The organism is Pseudarthrobacter sp. MDT1-56, from assembly GCF_059383555.1.
Genome location: NZ_JBWZCK010000011.1, coordinates 1 through 15,810, shown reverse-complemented (window position 1 = coordinate 15,810; position 15,810 = coordinate 1). Strand labels below are relative to the sequence as shown.

16 protein-coding genes and 2 pseudogenes are annotated in these 15,810 nt (G+C 66.6%); 10 read left to right on the top strand and 8 right to left on the bottom strand.

The genetic code is table 11. The annotated features are described in order from the left end of the window. Positions 1–21: 21 nt before the first annotated feature. Positions 22–732: an endonuclease/exonuclease/phosphatase family protein gene (locus tag AC50YC_RS15320; RefSeq protein WP_354171104.1), complete on the bottom strand. Its 711-nt coding sequence runs from the start codon at positions 730–732 to the stop codon at positions 22–24. Between the two features lie 200 nt (positions 733–932). Then, positions 933–1,085: pseudogene (locus AC50YC_RS15315) on the bottom strand (DUF4956 domain-containing protein); the annotation flags it as partial. A 157-nt stretch (positions 1,086–1,242) separates the two neighbouring features. Between AC50YC_RS15315 and AC50YC_RS15310 the strand changes: the two are divergent. After that, a complete protein-coding gene (locus tag AC50YC_RS15310) occupies positions 1,243–2,046 on the top strand; it encodes a thioesterase family protein (RefSeq protein ID WP_494954170.1) in 804 nt (267 codons plus the stop codon). A gap of 45 nt (positions 2,047–2,091) precedes the next feature. On the opposite strand, the gene AC50YC_RS15305 is transcribed toward AC50YC_RS15310, so the two are convergent. Then, positions 2,092–2,475 carry a DUF2177 family protein gene (locus tag AC50YC_RS15305; protein ID WP_494954169.1) on the bottom strand — a complete coding sequence of 128 codons (384 nt, stop codon included), beginning with the start codon at positions 2,473–2,475 and terminating at the stop codon, positions 2,092–2,094. Positions 2,476–2,491: 16 nt separating this feature from the next. Between AC50YC_RS15305 and AC50YC_RS15300 the strand changes: the two genes are divergently transcribed. Then, entirely contained in the window at positions 2,492–3,241 is a 750-nt protein-coding gene (locus AC50YC_RS15300) for a lipoate--protein ligase family protein (protein ID WP_494954168.1), read from the top strand. Between the two features lie 77 nt (positions 3,242–3,318). Here AC50YC_RS15300 and AC50YC_RS15295 read toward each other — a convergent pair whose 3' ends face one another. The 3 genes from AC50YC_RS15295 to AC50YC_RS15285 form a co-directional block, all read right to left on the bottom strand. After that, positions 3,319–3,966: an MBL fold metallo-hydrolase gene (locus tag AC50YC_RS15295; RefSeq protein WP_494954167.1), complete on the bottom strand. Its 648-nt coding sequence runs from the start codon at positions 3,964–3,966 to the stop codon at positions 3,319–3,321. Continuing rightward, a complete protein-coding gene (locus tag AC50YC_RS15290) occupies positions 3,963–5,048 on the bottom strand; it encodes an S-(hydroxymethyl)mycothiol dehydrogenase (RefSeq protein WP_494954166.1) in 1,086 nt (361 codons plus the stop codon). Before AC50YC_RS15290 ends, AC50YC_RS15295 begins: the two co-directional genes overlap by 4 nt. Before the next feature lie 162 nt (positions 5,049–5,210). Continuing rightward, a complete protein-coding gene (locus tag AC50YC_RS15285; RefSeq protein ID WP_056429693.1) occupies positions 5,211–5,468 on the bottom strand; it encodes a mycoredoxin in 258 nt (85 codons plus the stop codon). Between the two features lie 269 nt (positions 5,469–5,737). Between AC50YC_RS15285 and AC50YC_RS15280 the strand changes: the two genes are divergently transcribed. Beyond that, the gene (locus tag AC50YC_RS15280) at positions 5,738–6,484 is read left to right on the top strand and encodes an SOS response-associated peptidase (protein WP_494954165.1); all 747 of its coding nucleotides are present in this window, start codon (positions 5,738–5,740) and stop codon (positions 6,482–6,484) included. Positions 6,485–6,802: 318 nt separating this feature from the next. Here the strand turns inward: AC50YC_RS15280 and AC50YC_RS15275 are convergent, their stop codons facing one another. Then, on the bottom strand, positions 6,803–7,225 hold the full coding sequence (locus AC50YC_RS15275) for a VOC family protein (RefSeq protein WP_494954164.1): 423 nt from the start codon (positions 7,223–7,225) through the stop codon (positions 6,803–6,805). Between the two features lie 14 nt (positions 7,226–7,239). Between AC50YC_RS15275 and AC50YC_RS15270 the strand changes: the two genes are divergently transcribed. Continuing rightward, a complete protein-coding gene (locus AC50YC_RS15270) occupies positions 7,240–7,566 on the top strand; it encodes a chorismate mutase (protein WP_494954312.1) in 327 nt (108 codons plus the stop codon). Positions 7,567–7,575: 9 nt separating this feature from the next. Here AC50YC_RS15270 and AC50YC_RS15265 read toward each other — a convergent pair whose 3' ends face one another. Then, positions 7,576–7,962 (bottom strand): hypothetical protein, encoded by a 387-nt coding sequence (locus tag AC50YC_RS15265; protein WP_494954163.1) that lies wholly within the window; start codon positions 7,960–7,962, stop codon positions 7,576–7,578. A 156-nt stretch (positions 7,963–8,118) separates the two neighbouring features. Here AC50YC_RS15265 and AC50YC_RS15260 point away from each other — a divergent pair, with 156 nt between their 5' ends. The 6 genes and pseudogenes from AC50YC_RS15260 to AC50YC_RS15235 form a co-directional block, all read left to right on the top strand. Beyond that, positions 8,119–8,451, top strand: a complete 333-nt coding sequence (locus tag AC50YC_RS15260; protein ID WP_494954162.1) for a DUF6504 family protein — start codon at positions 8,119–8,121, stop codon at positions 8,449–8,451. Continuing rightward, a complete protein-coding gene (locus AC50YC_RS15255; RefSeq protein ID WP_494954161.1) occupies positions 8,448–11,948 on the top strand; it encodes a DNA polymerase III subunit alpha in 3,501 nt (1,166 codons plus the stop codon). The genes AC50YC_RS15260 and AC50YC_RS15255 overlap by 4 nt, the downstream gene beginning before the upstream one ends. A 106-nt stretch (positions 11,949–12,054) precedes the next feature. Further along, positions 12,055–14,061 (top strand): threonine--tRNA ligase, encoded by a 2,007-nt coding sequence (thrS, locus tag AC50YC_RS15250; RefSeq protein WP_494954160.1) that lies wholly within the window; start codon positions 12,055–12,057, stop codon positions 14,059–14,061. 20 nt (positions 14,062–14,081) lie between these two features. After that, positions 14,082–14,705 carry an HIT family protein gene (locus AC50YC_RS15245; protein ID WP_494954159.1) on the top strand — a complete coding sequence of 208 codons (624 nt, stop codon included), beginning with the start codon at positions 14,082–14,084 and terminating at the stop codon, positions 14,703–14,705. Continuing rightward, complete coding sequence (pgsA, locus tag AC50YC_RS15240; RefSeq protein WP_494954158.1) at positions 14,695–15,333, top strand: phosphatidylinositol phosphate synthase; 639 nt, start codon at positions 14,695–14,697, stop codon at positions 15,331–15,333. Before AC50YC_RS15245 ends, pgsA begins: the two co-directional genes overlap by 11 nt. A gap of 170 nt (positions 15,334–15,503) precedes the next feature. Then, positions 15,504–15,810 (top strand): annotated as a pseudogene (locus tag AC50YC_RS15235) (pyridoxal 5'-phosphate synthase lyase subunit PdxS); the annotation flags it as partial.

Here is a 15,810-nt window from a genome sequence, read left to right as displayed (position 1 = left end):
GCCGCGCACGGTGGACCCTGGCTACGCGGCAGGGGACGCGGAGTCGCCGGCCGCCGGTGCGTCCTGGCCGTACTCCGCCGAAATGAGGATGGGGAGGTGGTCCGACGCCCCGCGCGGCAGGGTTTCGACACTCTCGATGTTGAGCCCCTGGGAGGTCGCGAAGTCGAAGTGGCCCTTGAAGACCTTGTACCGCGTGTACGTCCGCCGGTCACTAAGGGTCAGATCGTAGCCGGCATCCTTCATCTGGGCCGTGAGGTTCTTGGTGAAGAAGGGGTAGTTGAAGTCGCCCACCATCAGGGACATCAGCCCGCCGCCCATGCTGAGCAGTTCCGCGTGGGCCGCGTGGATCTGGTTCCGCCGCAGCGAGTTCGACGCCGTCAGGGGGGCCGCGTGGAACGACGCGATGACGAGGTCATGGTCCGTCTCATTGTCGATCACCCGGGTGCCGATGAGCCGCTCGTGCGCGGGGGACAGGACGCGGTCGTGCAGCGATTTCTTCAGGGCGAAGGTCTTCGTCTCGTACGCCGTGAACCGGTCCATGCGGTAGTAGATCGCCAGCCCCAGCCGGTTGCCCTTGGTGGCGTCGGCAAGGTGCAAATCACCAATTGTGTCCGGGAGGTCGTTGGTGTCGCACTCCTGGAGACACAAGGCATCAATCTCAAAATTGCGGGCCAGATCAACCAGCTCACCGCTGGCATGGTGCTTTCGCAGGTTGTAGCTGATGACTCGAATCAGGGGAGCACCTCTTCGGTGGATAGTCGCGGAAAGTCTGCCTCCGAGTCTACCCAGTCCAGGGCAAAGGCACTGTGGAACGGCGCGGTCATCGCGGAGAGCGACAACACGGTCATGGTGGAGGGAAACCGCGTCGAGGCCCGGCACACCAGGCGCCGCCAGGCGCCGCCGGGCGCAACCCGAAAGCGCCCAGAGGCGGCGATCCCCGGTCCCGCAATGAGACCCAGGGCCAGGGCCGAGAAGTAGTATGCGACCTCATGCTGGGCCAGCTCGGTGTAGCGGAGCCGGATGATGGACAGGACACCGAAGAGGCCCGGGCCCAGGCTGATGCCGGCAGCCGAGCCGGAGAGCGCGGGCTGGAATATGAGTCATATTCATTGCGCCAGCAGTGCCCGCCGTGCCCACTGGAGGGGTGGTTGCCGGTTTCGGGCTGCGGCCGGTGGGGCTGCCGCCGGCGGGGAAGCGATAGTGTGTTCTGGGATTACCAGCCACGCGAAAGGGCAGACGTTGATGACTGCTGAACTACCGGAGCTTGCCGAGGGCGATTTCTACTACGAGGTATTGGGTGGCGGGCGTTTCCGCTCCACCATCCACGCCCAGGGCGCCTGGAATGAACACGAGCAGCACATGGCGCCGGCCTCCGGCATCATGGCCGACTGCCTGGACCGGCACGAGCCCCGCGACGACATGCGGATGGCGCGGCTGAGCTATGAGATTCTTGGCCTGATTCCCGGCGGTGAGTTCGAGGTCGTCACCACCACCCTCCGCCCCGGCCGGACGATCGAACTGGTGCAGGCGGAGCTGACCGCCGGCGGCCGCACCGCGATCCGCGCCACGGCCTGGCGGATGGTTACCTCCGATACCAGCGTCATCGCGGCCTTTGAGGATCCGCGGATTCCCGCGCCGGAGGACTGCGAACCCTACGACGCCGCCAGCATCTGGCCCGGCGGCTATATCGCGTCGCTGGAAATGCGGATCGCCGACGGGCACCGCGCCGGGTCCGGCACGGTCTGGCTGCACACCGAACATCCGCTGACGGACCGGAAGGACAGCAGCGACCTCGCCCGGCTGGTCGGCCTGGTGGACACCGCCAACGGGATCGCCGCCCGCGTTCCCCCGGGCAAGGGCAGCTACGCCTTCCCCAACCTGGACCTCCAGATCCACATGTACCGGCGCCCCGAAGGCGAATGGCTGGGGTTGGACAACGAAGTCTCGTTCGGTACGGACGGGATCGGCCTGACCTCGACCGTGCTGCACGACCTCAACGGCCCGTTCGGCCGGGCCGAGCAGATCCTGACGCTCCGGAAGTCCTAAGGCCCAGCGGGTCCGCCCGCTGTAGACGTGCGGCCCGGCGGCCGCCTAGTGGAAGACGAGCCAGCCGACCACGGTGGCCAGGCCCGTCAGCACGGCGCCCCAGGCGATGTCCGCCACCACGATGATGAGCGGCCAGTTCTTCAGGGTGGCGGCGTTGGTGAGGTCATAGGTGGCGTAGGCGAAGGTGCCCAGCGCGGCGCCGTAGCCAAGCGCCGTAAGCCAGCTGCCGCCCTCGAGCGCCGGCTGGAGGGCAAAGAAGACGATCCCCGCGATGTACAGGACGTAGAAGACGACGGCGTACCCTAGATGGGGCTTGTCCGCCATGAGGTGGCCCAGATGGTTCCGGTAGAACTTGCTCATCGATTTGAGCCAGACGGAATCGATGACGGCGAACGCTGCGGCCACGACGAGGAACTGCAAGATGAGCATAAGGGAGCATAACAAGATGCCGGAGGCCCCAGGCGCACCGCGGACGCTGACGATTTTCCGGCAGGAGGAATCCTTGGGCGCCGCCGCGGACCTGGACCTCGCCCTGGAGCTGCTGCGGAAGGTCAAAACCGGCGGCGTGGGCCCCATGATCCGGCTCTACCGGCCGGCGCCCACCGTGGCCTTCGGGCAGCGGGACACCCACCTGCCGGGTTTTGATGCCGCCGCGCAGGCCTGCCGCGAACTGGGGTTTGAACCGCTGGTCCGCAAGGCCGGGGGACGCGCCGCCGCGTATCACGAGGGGACCCTCGTGATCGACCACCTGGAACCGGACACGGACGCGATCGCGGGTGCCAAGCGGCGCTTCTCCTTCTTCGGCGAACTGCTGGCCAGCGCCCTCCGGAGCGCCGGCGTCGACGCCGCGGTGGGGGAGATCCCCGGCGAGTACTGTCCCGGAGAATTCAGCGTCCACGGCCAGGACCCGGAGTTTCCGCAACACCAGCTCAAGCTGATCGGCACGGCACAGCGGGTGGTTGCCGGCGGCTGGCTGTTCAGCTCCGTCATCGTGGTGGAGAACTCGGCCCCGATCCGCGCGGTGCTGGAGGCCAGCTATGCCGCCCTGGGCCTGGTCTGGGACCCGGCAACGGCAGGGGCCGTCACCGACCTGGTCCCGCACCTGGACGTGGACGCCGTCGAGGCGGCCGTGATCGACACCTACGCCCGCTACGCCACCCTGGACTACGGCGACTTCGGCAGCCTGCTCGGCTGAGACCGCGCAGGCCATGACGAGGGCCGGGCACCAGCGGTGCACGGCCCTCGTCATGGCTTAGTTGGAACGGCTGGTGCCTAGTGGCCCCGGGCGATCCATTCCTGAAGCTGCGGCGCCTCGGCGCCGACCGTCGTCGGATCGCCGTGACCGGTCCGCACCACGGTGTCCGCCGGCAGCGTCAGCAGCCGGGCCTTGATGGACCCGATGATGGTGGGGAAATCGCTGTAGGACCGGCCCGTGGCGCCGGGGCCGCCCTGGAACAGGGTGTCGCCGCTGAACACGGTGCCCTCGCTCTCGAGGGTGAAGCACATGGAGCCGGGGGAATGTCCGGGCGTGTGCAGCGCCACGAGCCGGGCACCGGCGACCTCGAAGGTGTCCCCGTCCTCGATCGCATGGTCCGGTTCGGTTCCCGGGAACACGTGCTCCCAAAGTATCCAGTCCTCGCGGTTGAGGTAGACCGGGGCGTTGACGCGCCGGCGGACATCGCCCACGGCGGCGATGTGGTCATCGTGGCCGTGCGTGAGCAGGATCGCGGTGACCTTGCGCCCGGCGACGGCCGCTTCGACGGCGTCGGCGTCGTGCGCCGGGTCGATCACGATGCATTCCGCATCGTTTCCCACGATCCAGACGTTGTTGTCGACGTCCCAGGTGCCGCCGTCGAGCGAGAAGGTGCCCGAGGTGACCAACCGGTCGATCCGGAGCCCGTTCACGGGGCCGCCGCTCACAGTTCCACGACCGAGCGCAGCACTGAGCCGGAGTGCATCTTGTCGAAGGCTTCCTCGATCTGGTCGATCGTGATCCGCTCCGTCACGAAGGCGTCCAGGTCCAGCTTGCCCTGCCGGTAGAGGTCGATCAGCATGGGGAAGTCGCGCGACGGGAGGCAGTCGCCGTACCAGGAGGACTTGAGTGAGCCGCCCCGGCCGAACACGTCCAGCAGCGGCAGTTCCAGGGTCATTTCGGGGCTGGGAACCCCGACCAGGACCACGGTGCCGGCGAGGTCACGGGCGTAGAACGCCTGCTTGTAGGTCTCGGGACGTCCGACGGCGTCGATCACCACATCGGCGCCGAAGCCGCCGGTCAGTTCGCGGATCGCCTCGACCGGGTCGACGGCGGAGGAGTCCACGGTGTGCGTGGCGCCGAGGTCCTTGGCGCGGTCGAGCTTCTTCGGGTCGATGTCTACGGCGATCACGGTGGTGGCGCCGGCGAGCGCGGCGCCGGCGACGGCTGCCACGCCCACGCCGCCGCAACCGATGACGGCGACGGTATCGCCGCGCTTGACGTTTCCGGTGTTGATGGCCGCGCCGATGCCTGCCATCACGCCGCAGCCGAGCAGACCGATGGCGGCCGGGTCCGCCTCGGGGTCAACCTTGGTGCACTGACCGGCGGCGACGAGGGTCTTCTCGGCGAAGGCGCCGATGCCGAGCGCGGCGGTGAGTTCAGTGCCGTCCTCGAGCGTCATCTTCTGGGTGGCGTTGTGGGTGTTGAAGCAGTACTGCGGCTGGCCCTTGGCGCAGGCGCGGCATTCGCCGCAGACGGCGCGCCAGTTCAGCACCACGCGGTCGCCGGGGGCCACCTCGGTGACGTCCGGACCCACGGCGCTGACGACGCCGGTGGCCTCGTGGCCGAGCAGGAACGGGAAGTCGTCGTTGATGGCGCCCTGCTTGTAGTGCAGGTCGGTGTGGCAGACGCCGCAGGTGAGGATGTCCACAAGGGCCTCGCCGGGTCCGGGATCCGGGACCAGGACGGTCTCCAGGGTGACGGGGGCTCCCTTGGAGCGGACTACTGCGCCTTTGACTTTATGGACCATGGAAATAGCTCCTCTGCTCTGGTCGCGGTTCTCGCCGCAAAATTCTTAGTCGCAAGACTTCCGTCACTCGGGACGTCTGTCACGCAAAATTCTGTCGTACAACGCGGTACGGCGCGGCCCCCGGGGTGGCCGCGCCGTCGTCGTCATTGGTTCAGGGTGGCCTTAGGCCGCGAGACGGCTCTTGACCTCAGCCGCGGAGGGGTTGGTGGCCGCGGTGCCATCCGGGAACAGCACGGTCGGGACGGTGCGGTTGCCTCCATTGAGCTTCTCCACGAGATCTGCGGTGCCATCCACTTCTTCGATGTTGATCTCGGTGTACCCGATGCCCTGGGCGTCCAGCTGCTTCTTCAGGCGGTTGCAGTACCCGCACCAGGTGGTCGAAAACATGGTGATGGTGCCGGATTCGGGGGTGAAGTCCACGAAGTTCTCCTTCAAGTTAGTTGATGGCGCGCGGTGGCAGCGCCGGTTGCCGACGAAAGTCGTACGTCACTCCCAATAACCGTAACCCGGGGGCTGGTATTCCCGCAGGGCCGGGCGCTGCCCGCAACTCCGTCGGGCGCGAATTCGCGGGAGAGCTGCGAAGTCGCTGGAAGTTCCGGCGACTTCGCAGCTTTCCGGCGACCTCGGCGGGCTCAACCGGGATTCCCTCGCCGGATGACAGGGATTGGGCGCGGTGGCATGCTGGTGCCATGTGTGGACGTTACGTGATGGCCCGGGCCGTAGGGGACCTGCTGGCCGAGTTCGACGCCGAGCTCGAGGACGAGATCGCGATTCCGCCGTCGTGGAATGTGGCCCCGACGGCGGACGTGCCGATCCTGCTCGAACGCCCGATGGACGGGGAACCGGTCCGGCAGCTCCACCTGGCGCGCTGGGGGCTGGTGCCGTCCTGGGCCAAGGACCCGGGAATCGGCTCGAAGATGATCAACGCCCGCAGTGAGAGTGTGCTGGAGAAGCCGGCGTTCCGGAAGGCCACCCGGGCCCGGCGCTGTGCGGTGCCCGCCGACGGCTATTACGAGTGGAAGGGCGAGGGCCGTGGCAAACAGCCCTACTACGTTCACCCGAGGGACGGCCACCTCATCGTCTTCGCCGGACTCTACGAATGGTGGAAGGACCCCTCCAAGGCCGAGGACGACCCGGAGCGGTGGCTGCTCTCGACATCGATCATGACCACTGACTCGCCGCCGGAGGGCTATGCCGGCGGGATGCTGGCCGAACTCACGGCCCTGCACGACCGCGTGCCGTTGCCGATGGACCGGGGGACGATGCAGGCGTGGCTGGACCCGCAGGCCGATGATGCCGCCGGACTGGTGGATCTGGTCCGGGCCGGGGCGCACGACGTCGCGGAGGGCTGGACGATCGACGCCGTCGGCACCGCCGTCGGGAACGTGAAGAACGACTCCCCGGAACTCATCCAGCCGGTGGGGAGCCTGTTTTAGCGGGGTGCCGGAGGCAGCGCCGCCCTGGCGACGGTGATTGGCAAGGGCGCCGATGGGAGGAAGTACTCGAGCGGATGCTGCGTGGTGCCGCCGACATACGCCGGCACCACCGCTGCTTCCTCGGTCACCGCACACCGGCTCGAATAAGCGTGCCGCCGTGTACTCCAGTCACGGTAGCGGCGCAGTTGAGCGGCTCAATAGGGCCGTTGTGCCCTAGGTCACAACGAGCATCCGGCTCCTTAACCCGTCAGTGCCCGGAGTCAGCGGCGGACTTTTCCAGCTGACGGCGACGGCCGCGCCATCTCTTCGCCAGTAGCGCTAGAGCGTCACTTTGCCGCCGCCGTCGACCGCCCAGCTGGGATTGAACGCGACTTCCCAGCGGTAGCCGTCCGGGTCGGCGAAGTACCCGGTGTAGCCGCCCCAGGGCTGGGTCTTTGGCTCAGCGATGATTTCCGCCCCCGCTGCTTCCGCCTCCGCCATCACCCAGTCGACTTCCGCCGTGCTGGCCAGGTTGTGGCTCAGGGTGATGCAGGGACGGCTGGTAGGGGGATCGGTGGCGGCTTCGGCCTGCATCTGCCCGGCGTCCCAAAGCGAGAGGATGAGGCCGTGGTTGGCCTGGATGAAGAGGACCTCGCCGCGGACTTCCCGGTGCACAGGCCAGCCCAGGCCATCTACATAGAAACTGCGGGAGGCGTCAACACTGCGGACACCCAGTGAAATTAAATCGACTCGTGGCTGCATCTTTCGATACTGTCATGGACATGTCCACAAATCACCAAGACGATAAAGCTGCCAAGGCCGACCGGGAACAGCTCGCCGCCGTGCGCGTGGCTGTGGACGAGGTGGACGAGCAGATCGTTGCGCTGATCGGACGCCGCGAGCGCCTGATCCGGATCGCCGGAACCCTCAAGGCCGACAGCGCCGAGGTTCGTGCCCCCGGGCGCGTGGAGCGGGTTATCGAACACGTCCGTGCCACGGCGGAACAGAAAGATATCGACGTCGACCTTGTCGATAAGACCTACCGGGCCATGATCGACGCCTTCATCACGCTGGAACTGGAAGTCTACAAAGCCAGCTCCTAGCGCGGGAGCCTAGAGGGATTCCTCCACCGGGACATTCGCCTGGTATTCGCGGCCGTCGCAATCGCTGAACGCCGTCATAAGGTGTCCCTTGGACAGTCCCATGATCGTGCTGAGCGGAAAGTTCCCGGTAATGGTGTTGCCGGAATGCTCCACACCCTTGAGGTCAAAGTTCTCTTCCGTGCCGTCGTGGCTGAAGCAGTAGAAGGAGACAGCCTCCCCGTTCATGAACTCAATCCCCATTCGTCGTTGGTGGGAATGATCCGGAGTTGCTGCCAAAAGCCCCACCACGTAGGCGCCCTGACCGGGGATATTTCCGTCTATATCGAACTTCGCCACCAGGGACGTGTCCTCGGCGGCGATGCTTACGTGCTTCAGAAGTGCGTTATGGGAGCTCATGGCTCAATCCTGCTACCTGTGCCTGCGTGCGTCCACCCCTGATCTAGGTTTTGCCCCGGAGCCGTCGTAGACTTGAGTTGTTCGAAGATATGTTCGAATAGCTACCGGCTGTTTGGGACAGACGGTTTTTACAGTTGGTGTGGTCCGGGAGGCGCGATGGGCATGTTCAGCGAGTCAGTGGACGTCGTCTGCACACCCTCCGGCCAGCCCCTGAAACTCGACTGGGCCGGCCGCCGCTACACCGTCTGCGCGGAACCGGTCCGCTGGTACGAGCGGCGCCAATGGTGGGCCGAAGAACAGCGGGCCCCCTTGGGCAGCGGCCCTGGCCTGGTGGATCATGAGATCTGGCGCGTCCAGGCGCGCCGGGCAGAATCCCCTGAGACTGAAAGCCTCACCTTTGACCTGACCCGGCATGTGGGCAGCGGGCGCTGGCGGCTGCTGCGGATCCATGACGCCCTGCTTCCAATCCGGAAGCCCGAATCAGCATGAGCTTCACCCATCTCCATGTCTCCACCGCTTTCAGTGCCCACTACGGGGTCTCCTGGCCGGAGGAGCTGGCGGCAGCTGCGGCCGCGGACGGGGCGACGGCGCTCGCCTGCACGGACCGCGACGGCCTGTACGGGACGGTCAAGCACCTGAAGGCCTGCATGGCGGCGGGGCTGGACCCGATTGTTGGAGTGGACCTTGCGGTCTTTGACGACGACGGCGACCTCCGCACCCAAGTGGGCGGGCGCGTCGTCGTGCTGGCCCACGGGCACAACAACGGCGCCGGCTACCGTGCGCTGTGCCGGCTGATCTCCGATGCCCATGCCCGCACCACGGGCAAGGCCGGGGGAGCGGTGCCCGTCGCCGTGACCCGCGCCGAGCTGGCTTCCCGCACCCTGCACCCGGAAACCCTCAAACCGGTGCTGACCGTACTGATCGGTCCAAACTCCGACGTCGGCCGTGCCATGGGCGGCCGGCGCTACCTTCGCCCCCGCACCCTGTTCAAACGCTGGCTCGATGCCATGCCGCCCGGAACGGTCGCGGCCGAGGTGGTCAGCCAGCTCAGCCCGCCCGGGGAACCGCTCAGCACCGCCCACGCGGTGCGGATGCTCAAGCTCGCCGCCGAACACAGGGTTCCGGCGGTGTTGAGCAACGCCGTGCGGTATGTCGCCGAGGACGGAGCGGCCACCGCGGACGTGCTGGATTCCGCACGCACCCTGAAATCGCTGCCCGAACTCTCCGCCGCCCCCCTGCTCCAGCCCAACGGGCAGGGCTGGCTCAAATCCGCGGCGCAGATGCTCCAACTGGGCAAGGAGATCATGCATGCCGCCGGGTACGGCGCCGCAGACCTCAAGAACCTGATGGCGCAGACCGAGGCGCTCGCGGACCGTTGCCGGTTCGATCCGGTGACGGACATGGGATGGAAACAGCCCGTGGTGCCGGAAGCCTCGGTCATTGGAATCTCCGGGGACGCCCTGGTGGAGCTCACCCTGCGCTGTGAGGCAGGCATCAGCAGGGGGTTCCCGGGGATCGCCGGCAAGCCCGCCGAGGAACTGCGCTCGCGGCTGGAGCACGAGCTGCGGATCATCGACAGCCTGGGCTTCGCGGCCTATTTCCTGACCGTGGCCGAGGTGTCCCGGATGATCCTGGACATGGGAGTCCGGGCGGCGGCCCGCGGCTCGGGGGCATCCAGCCTGGTCAACTACCTGATCGACGTCAGCCAGGTGAACCCGCTGCAGCACGACCTCATCTTCGAACGCTTCCTCTCCCGGGACCGCGCCACCCTGCCGGACATCGACATCGACGTCGAAAGCGCCGAACGGCACAACGTGTACCGGAAGATCTTTGAGCGCTTCGGCTCAGAGCGCGTCACGCTGATGAGCATGCAAAACGGCTACCGCGCTCGCGGTGCCGTGCGCGACGCCGGCCTGGCACTGGGCATGGAGGAGGGCGAGATCGGGGACATCGCCAAGCAGCTGTGGCGTTTCTCAGCCCGAAACTTCCGCGAAGCCCTCGTGGAGAAGCCCGAGCTGAAGGAATTCGCCGGCCGGGTAGGGCAGCGTGATTTCAGTGAGAACCAGCAGCTGGACCTGCTGGTGGACCTCACCGAACGGCTGGACCGGCTGCCACGCCACATCTCCATGCACCCGTGCGGGGTGATCCTAGGGGACGCCACCCTGCTGGACCGGACGCCCGTGCAGCCCAGCGGACTGGGCCTGCCGATGAGCCAGTTCGACAAGCACGACATGGACCCGATGGGCATGCTCAAACTCGACGTGCTCGGTGTCCGGATGCAAAGTGCCATGGCCTTCGCCGTCCGCGAAGTGATCCGCCTGCATCCCTCCAAGGCCGAGGTGGTGGCAGCAGGAGCCCACCCCGCGGGGCGGGACGGTACAGGCCCGGATTACATCGCAGAAGACGGCAGCATCGACCTCAACGCCGTGCCGCTCGACGACGAACCCACGTATGAGCTGATCCGCAGCACCCACACCCTGGGCTGCTTTCAGATCGAATCGCCCGGGCAGCGGGAGCTCATCGGCAAACTCGCCCCCAGGGAGTTCAATGACCTCATCATCGACATCTCCCTGTTCCGGCCGGGCCCGATGAAATCGGACATGGTCCGGCCCTTCCTGGAGCACCGGCACGGCTTCGCACCCGAGATCTATCCGCACCCGGACCTCAAGCCCGTCCTCAAGGAGACGCACGGCGTCACGGTTTTCCATGAGCAGATCCTGAAGACCTTTGACGTTATGACCGGATGCGGGCTGGCGCGGGCCGACGAATTCCGCCGCGCCCTCGGCAACGAGATCCTGGAAGGCCGGGTGGAGGAGTTCTTCCGGAAGGAGGCCCGGTCGCGGGAGTACAGCCCCGAAGTGGTGGACAAGGTGTGGGGCACGCTCAAGGCCTTCGGCAGCTTCGGGTTCTGCAAAGCCCACGGCGCCGCTTTTGCCGTGCCCACCTACCAGTCGGCCTGGCTGAAGACCCACCACCCGGAGGCCTTCCTCGCCGGGCTGTGGGAACACGATCCGGGGATGTATCCCAAGCGGCTCCTGGTGGCCGAGGCCCGGCGGCTGGGGATCCCCATCCTGCCCCTGGACATCAACCGCAGCCAGGCCGAGTACCGGGTGGAACGCGTGGCCTCGGGCCCGGACCGCGGGAAGCTGGGCATCCGGCTGAGCCTGAACGGCATCTACGGTCTCTCCGGAACAGAGCTGAAACGGATCGTGGCGGGACAGCCTTACGACTCCCTCGCGGACCTGCGGGCCAGGTCACGGCTAAGCAAACCCAGCATCCAGCGGCTGGCCCAGCTGGGGGCCTTCGATTCCCTGCACCGGGCCTCCGGCGGGAAAGCCAACCGCGCGGACCTGGTGCAGCATCTGCAGACCCTGCAAAGCAGGCCGCAAAGGAAAGGCATCGACGTGATCGAGGGGCAGCTGTCGCTGCCGCTGGGAGACGTCGAGCTGAAAAACCTTAAGGCGGCCCTGCCCGCGCCCACCCTGGTTGAAACCGTCCGGGCCGAGCTGGACCTGATGGCGGTGGATGTCAGCGACCACCTGATGGCCAGCCACCGGCCGCTGCTGGACCGGCTGGGTGTCACCACCGCCGACAAGCTGCTGGGACTGCGCAACGGCACCGAGGTGCTGGTCGCCGGGGTCCGCGTTGCCACCCAGACCCCTCCGATGCGCGGAGGGCGCCGCGTGGTGTTCATCAGCATCGACGACGGTACGGGCTGCGTGGACTCGGTCTTCTTCCATGAGGCCCAGGAGCTGGCCGGGCAGCTGCTGTTCGGCACCCGGCTGCTGCTGATCCGGGGTACCACCCGGCGGACCGGACCGAGGGGGATCAGCATCAGCGCCAGCATGGCCTGGGACCTGAGCCGCACCGAGACCCTGCCCTACCCGGTACCGGCTTCCGGGATCCCGGAGCAGCGGGAACCTGAGCCTCCCGGTGCGCTGGAAGGGATCAGCCGAAACCTCGCCATCACCGGGATGGGAGGCTGAGCGGCGCGTTGGTTGGCCTCCTCAGAAACCGATAGCATGGACGAGGCTGGCTGTGGTCCCCGTACGCCACAAGCTACGAAGCCTAAACTTTGAATAGGAGACACCCGTGTCAGATGCCCAGCAGATCACCCTTCTCGTCGATGGCGAAGAGACCAAGGTGACTACCGGGACCACCGGCGCGGAACTCTTTTTTGAGCGCCGCGACGTCGTTGTGGCCCGCGTCAATGGCGAGCTGAAGGACCTGGACCAGCCGCTGCCCGAGGATGCCACGATCGAGGGCGTCACCATTGATTCCCCGGACGGCCTCAACGTCCTGCGCCACTCCGCCGCCCACGTTATGGCCCAGGCCGTGCAGCAGCTGCGTCCCGATGCCAAGCTGGGCATCGGCCCCTACATCACCGACGGCTTCTACTTCGACTTCGACGTCGAGGAACCGTTTACGCCGGAAGACCTGAAGACCCTGGAAAAGATGATGCAGAAAATCATCAACCAGAACCAGAAGTTTGTCCGCCGTGTGGTCACCGAGGATGAGGCCCGCGAGGCAATGAAGGACGAGCCGTACAAGCTCGAACTGATCGGCCTCAAGGGCGCCGGCTCCGACGCCGACGGCTCCAGCGTTGAGGTGGGCGGCGGCGAGCTGAGCATCTACGACAACGTGGAACGCAAGGAGGGCACGGCCCTTTGGTGCGACCTGTGCCGCGGCCCGCACCTGCCCAACACCAAGCTGATCTCCAACGCCTTCGCGCTCACCCGCTCCTCGGCCGCCTACTGGCGCGGCAGCGAAAAGAACAAGCAGCTGCAGCGCATCTACGGCACCGCCTGGCCCACCAAGGAAGCCCTCAAGGCCTACCAGGAACGGGTCGCCGAGGCCGAGCGCCGCGACCACCGCAAGCTTGGCGCGGAACTGGACCTGTTCTCCTTCCCGGACGAGCTGGGCTCCGGCCTGCCGGTGTTCCACCCCAAGGGCGGCATCATCCGCAAGGCCATGGAGGATTACTCCCGCCAGCGCCACGTCGACGCCGGTTACGAGTTCGTCTACACCCCGCACATCACCAAGGGCCACCTTTACGAGGTCTCCGGCCACTTGGACTGGTACCGGGACGGTATGTTCCCCCCGATGCACATCGATGCGGAACTCAACGAGGACGGCACCGTCCGCAAGCCCGGCCAGGACTACTACCTGAAGCCGATGAACTGCCCGATGCACAACCTGATCTTCCGCTCCCGCGGCCGGTCCTACCGCGAACTGCCGCTGCGGCTCTTCGAGTTCGGCTCCGTCTACCGCTATGAGAAGTCCGGCGTGGTGCACGGCCTCACCCGGGTGCGCGGCATGACCCAGGACGATGCCCACATCTACTGCACCCGCGAGCAGATGAAGGACGAGCTCACCAAGACGCTCAACTTCGTGCTCGCGCTGCTCAAGGATTACGGCCTGGACGACTTCTACCTGGAGCTCTCCACCAAGGACCCCGAAAAGTCCGTGGGCTCGGACGAGCTCTGGGAGGAAGCCACCCAGACCCTCGCCGAGGTCGCCGAGGAATCCGGCCTCGACCTGGTCCCGGATCCGGGCGGAGCCGCGTTCTACGGGCCCAAGATCTCCGTGCAGGCCCGCGACGCGATCGGCCGGACGTGGCAGATGTCCACCATCCAGCTGGACTTCAACCTGCCCGAGCGCTTCGAACTCGAGTTCCAGGCCGCCGATGGCACCCGCCAGCGCCCGGTCATGATCCACCGCGCCCTCTTCGGATCGATCGAACGCTTCATGGGCGTTCTCACCGAGCACTACGCCGGCGCCTTCCCGGCCTGGCTCGCTCCCGTCCAAGTGGTAGGCATCCCCGTCGCCGAGGCCTTCAACGACTACATGTTCGACGTCGTGGACCAGCTCAAGGCCGCGGGCATCCGCGCCGAGGTGGACATGTCCTCGGACCGTTTCCCGAAGAAGATCCGCACCGCCAGCAAGGACAAGATCCCGTTTGTGCTGATCGCCGGCGGCGACGACGCCGAAGCCGGCGCCGTGTCCTTCCGCTTCCGTGACGGCAGCCAGGACAACGGCGTGCCGGTGGCCGACGCCGTGCAGCGGATCGTCGACGCCGTCCGCAACCGGACCAGCTAGCGGACAGGGAAGAACCAGGCATGCAGGAAACCACAGGGGCCGCTCCGGAGTATCCGGGGGACGACGGCGTGACCGACGACTTTGGCCTGGCCGGGGTGCCGGACGCGTTCCAGCGCCTGTGGACGCCGCACCGGATGGCTTACATCAAGGGCGGGCAGCACCAGTTCAAGAACGTGGACGACTGCCCGTTCTGTGTGGCGCCGGAACGCGAGGACGATGATTCCTTGATCGTCTACCGGGGCCGGACCAGCTACGTCGTGCTGAACCTCTTCCCGTACAACCCGGGCCACCTGCTGGTCTGCCCGTACCGGCACATTCCTGATTACACCGACCTGACCGTGGAGGAAACCGCCGAATTCGCCGAGCTGACGCAGACGGCCATGCGCGTGCTGCGCAAGGTGGCCAACCCCACCGGCTTCAACCTCGGGATGAACCAGGGCGTTACCGGCGGCGCCGGGATCGCCGGGCACCTGCACCAGCACGTGGTGCCGCGCTGGGGCGGGGACGGGAACTTCTTCCCGATCATCGCCCAGACCAAGGCCATCACCCAGACCCTGGGCGAGGTCCGCCAGCAGGTGGCGGAGGCCTGGCCCCAGGCCAGCGACGCGGGGCAGGCGACTGCCGGGGCGACGGATGCTGAATAGGCACGCGCGCGGTTTCTTCACCGCGCTGTTCTCCCCCCTTGCCCGCTGGCTGCTGCGGATCGGTGTTTCCCCGGACGCCGTGACCATCGTCGGAACGCTCGGCGTTGTTGTCGGTGCTCTGGTGTTCTACCCGCTGGGCCAGCTCTGGTGGGGCACACTCTTCATCACCGCGTTCATCTTCTCCGACGTTATCGACGGCATCATGGCACGGATGCAAAAGGGTGGAGGACGCTGGGGAAATTTCCTGGATTCCACCCTGGACCGCATAGCAGACGGCGCGCTGTTCGCCGGCGTCGCGGTCTGGTTCTTCACCGGCGGGGAGAATACCCCCATCGCGATCGCCGCCATCGTCTGCCTGGTCCTGGGCATGGTGGTCTCCTATGCCCGCGCCAAGGCCGAGGCGCTGGGCTTCCAGGCCAATGTGGGCATTGCCGAGCGCGCCGAGCGGCTGGTGTCCGTCCTGGTGGTCACCGGTTTCACGGGTCTGGGGCTGCCCACCGTGGTTCTTTTCGGAACGTTGTGCCTCCTCGCCGCCGCGAGCCTAGTAACAGTCATTCAGCGGATTATCACAGTGCGCCGCCAGTCGCTGGAAGAGACCGAGGGCACCGCGACCGGACAGGCCGCCTGAGCGCGCAGCTTCGGCGGGTCCCGCGGGTGTAACCGGAATTCAACCGGGCGCGGCGGGGGACTAGTATTAGCACTACCGGCCAATGGATCCGGTAATCCGGTGTGTGTGAAGCGGCATTTGCGTGCCGTCCGCGCTCCGGCGAGGTCATCTATCTACCCATAGGGGTTTTTGTGTCTACACCTGATGTAAGCAGCGAAGCCGGCGCGTCCGCGAAGAGCGTTACGGGCAGCAACAGCGTCAAGCGCGGCATGGCGGAGATGCTCAAGGGCGGCGTCATCATGGACGTCGTCAACGTCGAGCAGGCCCGCATCGCTGAGGATGCCGGAGCCGTGGCAGTCATGGCGCTGGAACGCGTTCCCGCCGACATCCGCGCCCAGGGCGGCGTGTCCCGCATGTCCGATCCGGACATGATCGAGGCGATTATCGCCGCCGTGTCCATCCCGGTCATGGCCAAGGTCCGCATCGGCCACTTCGTCG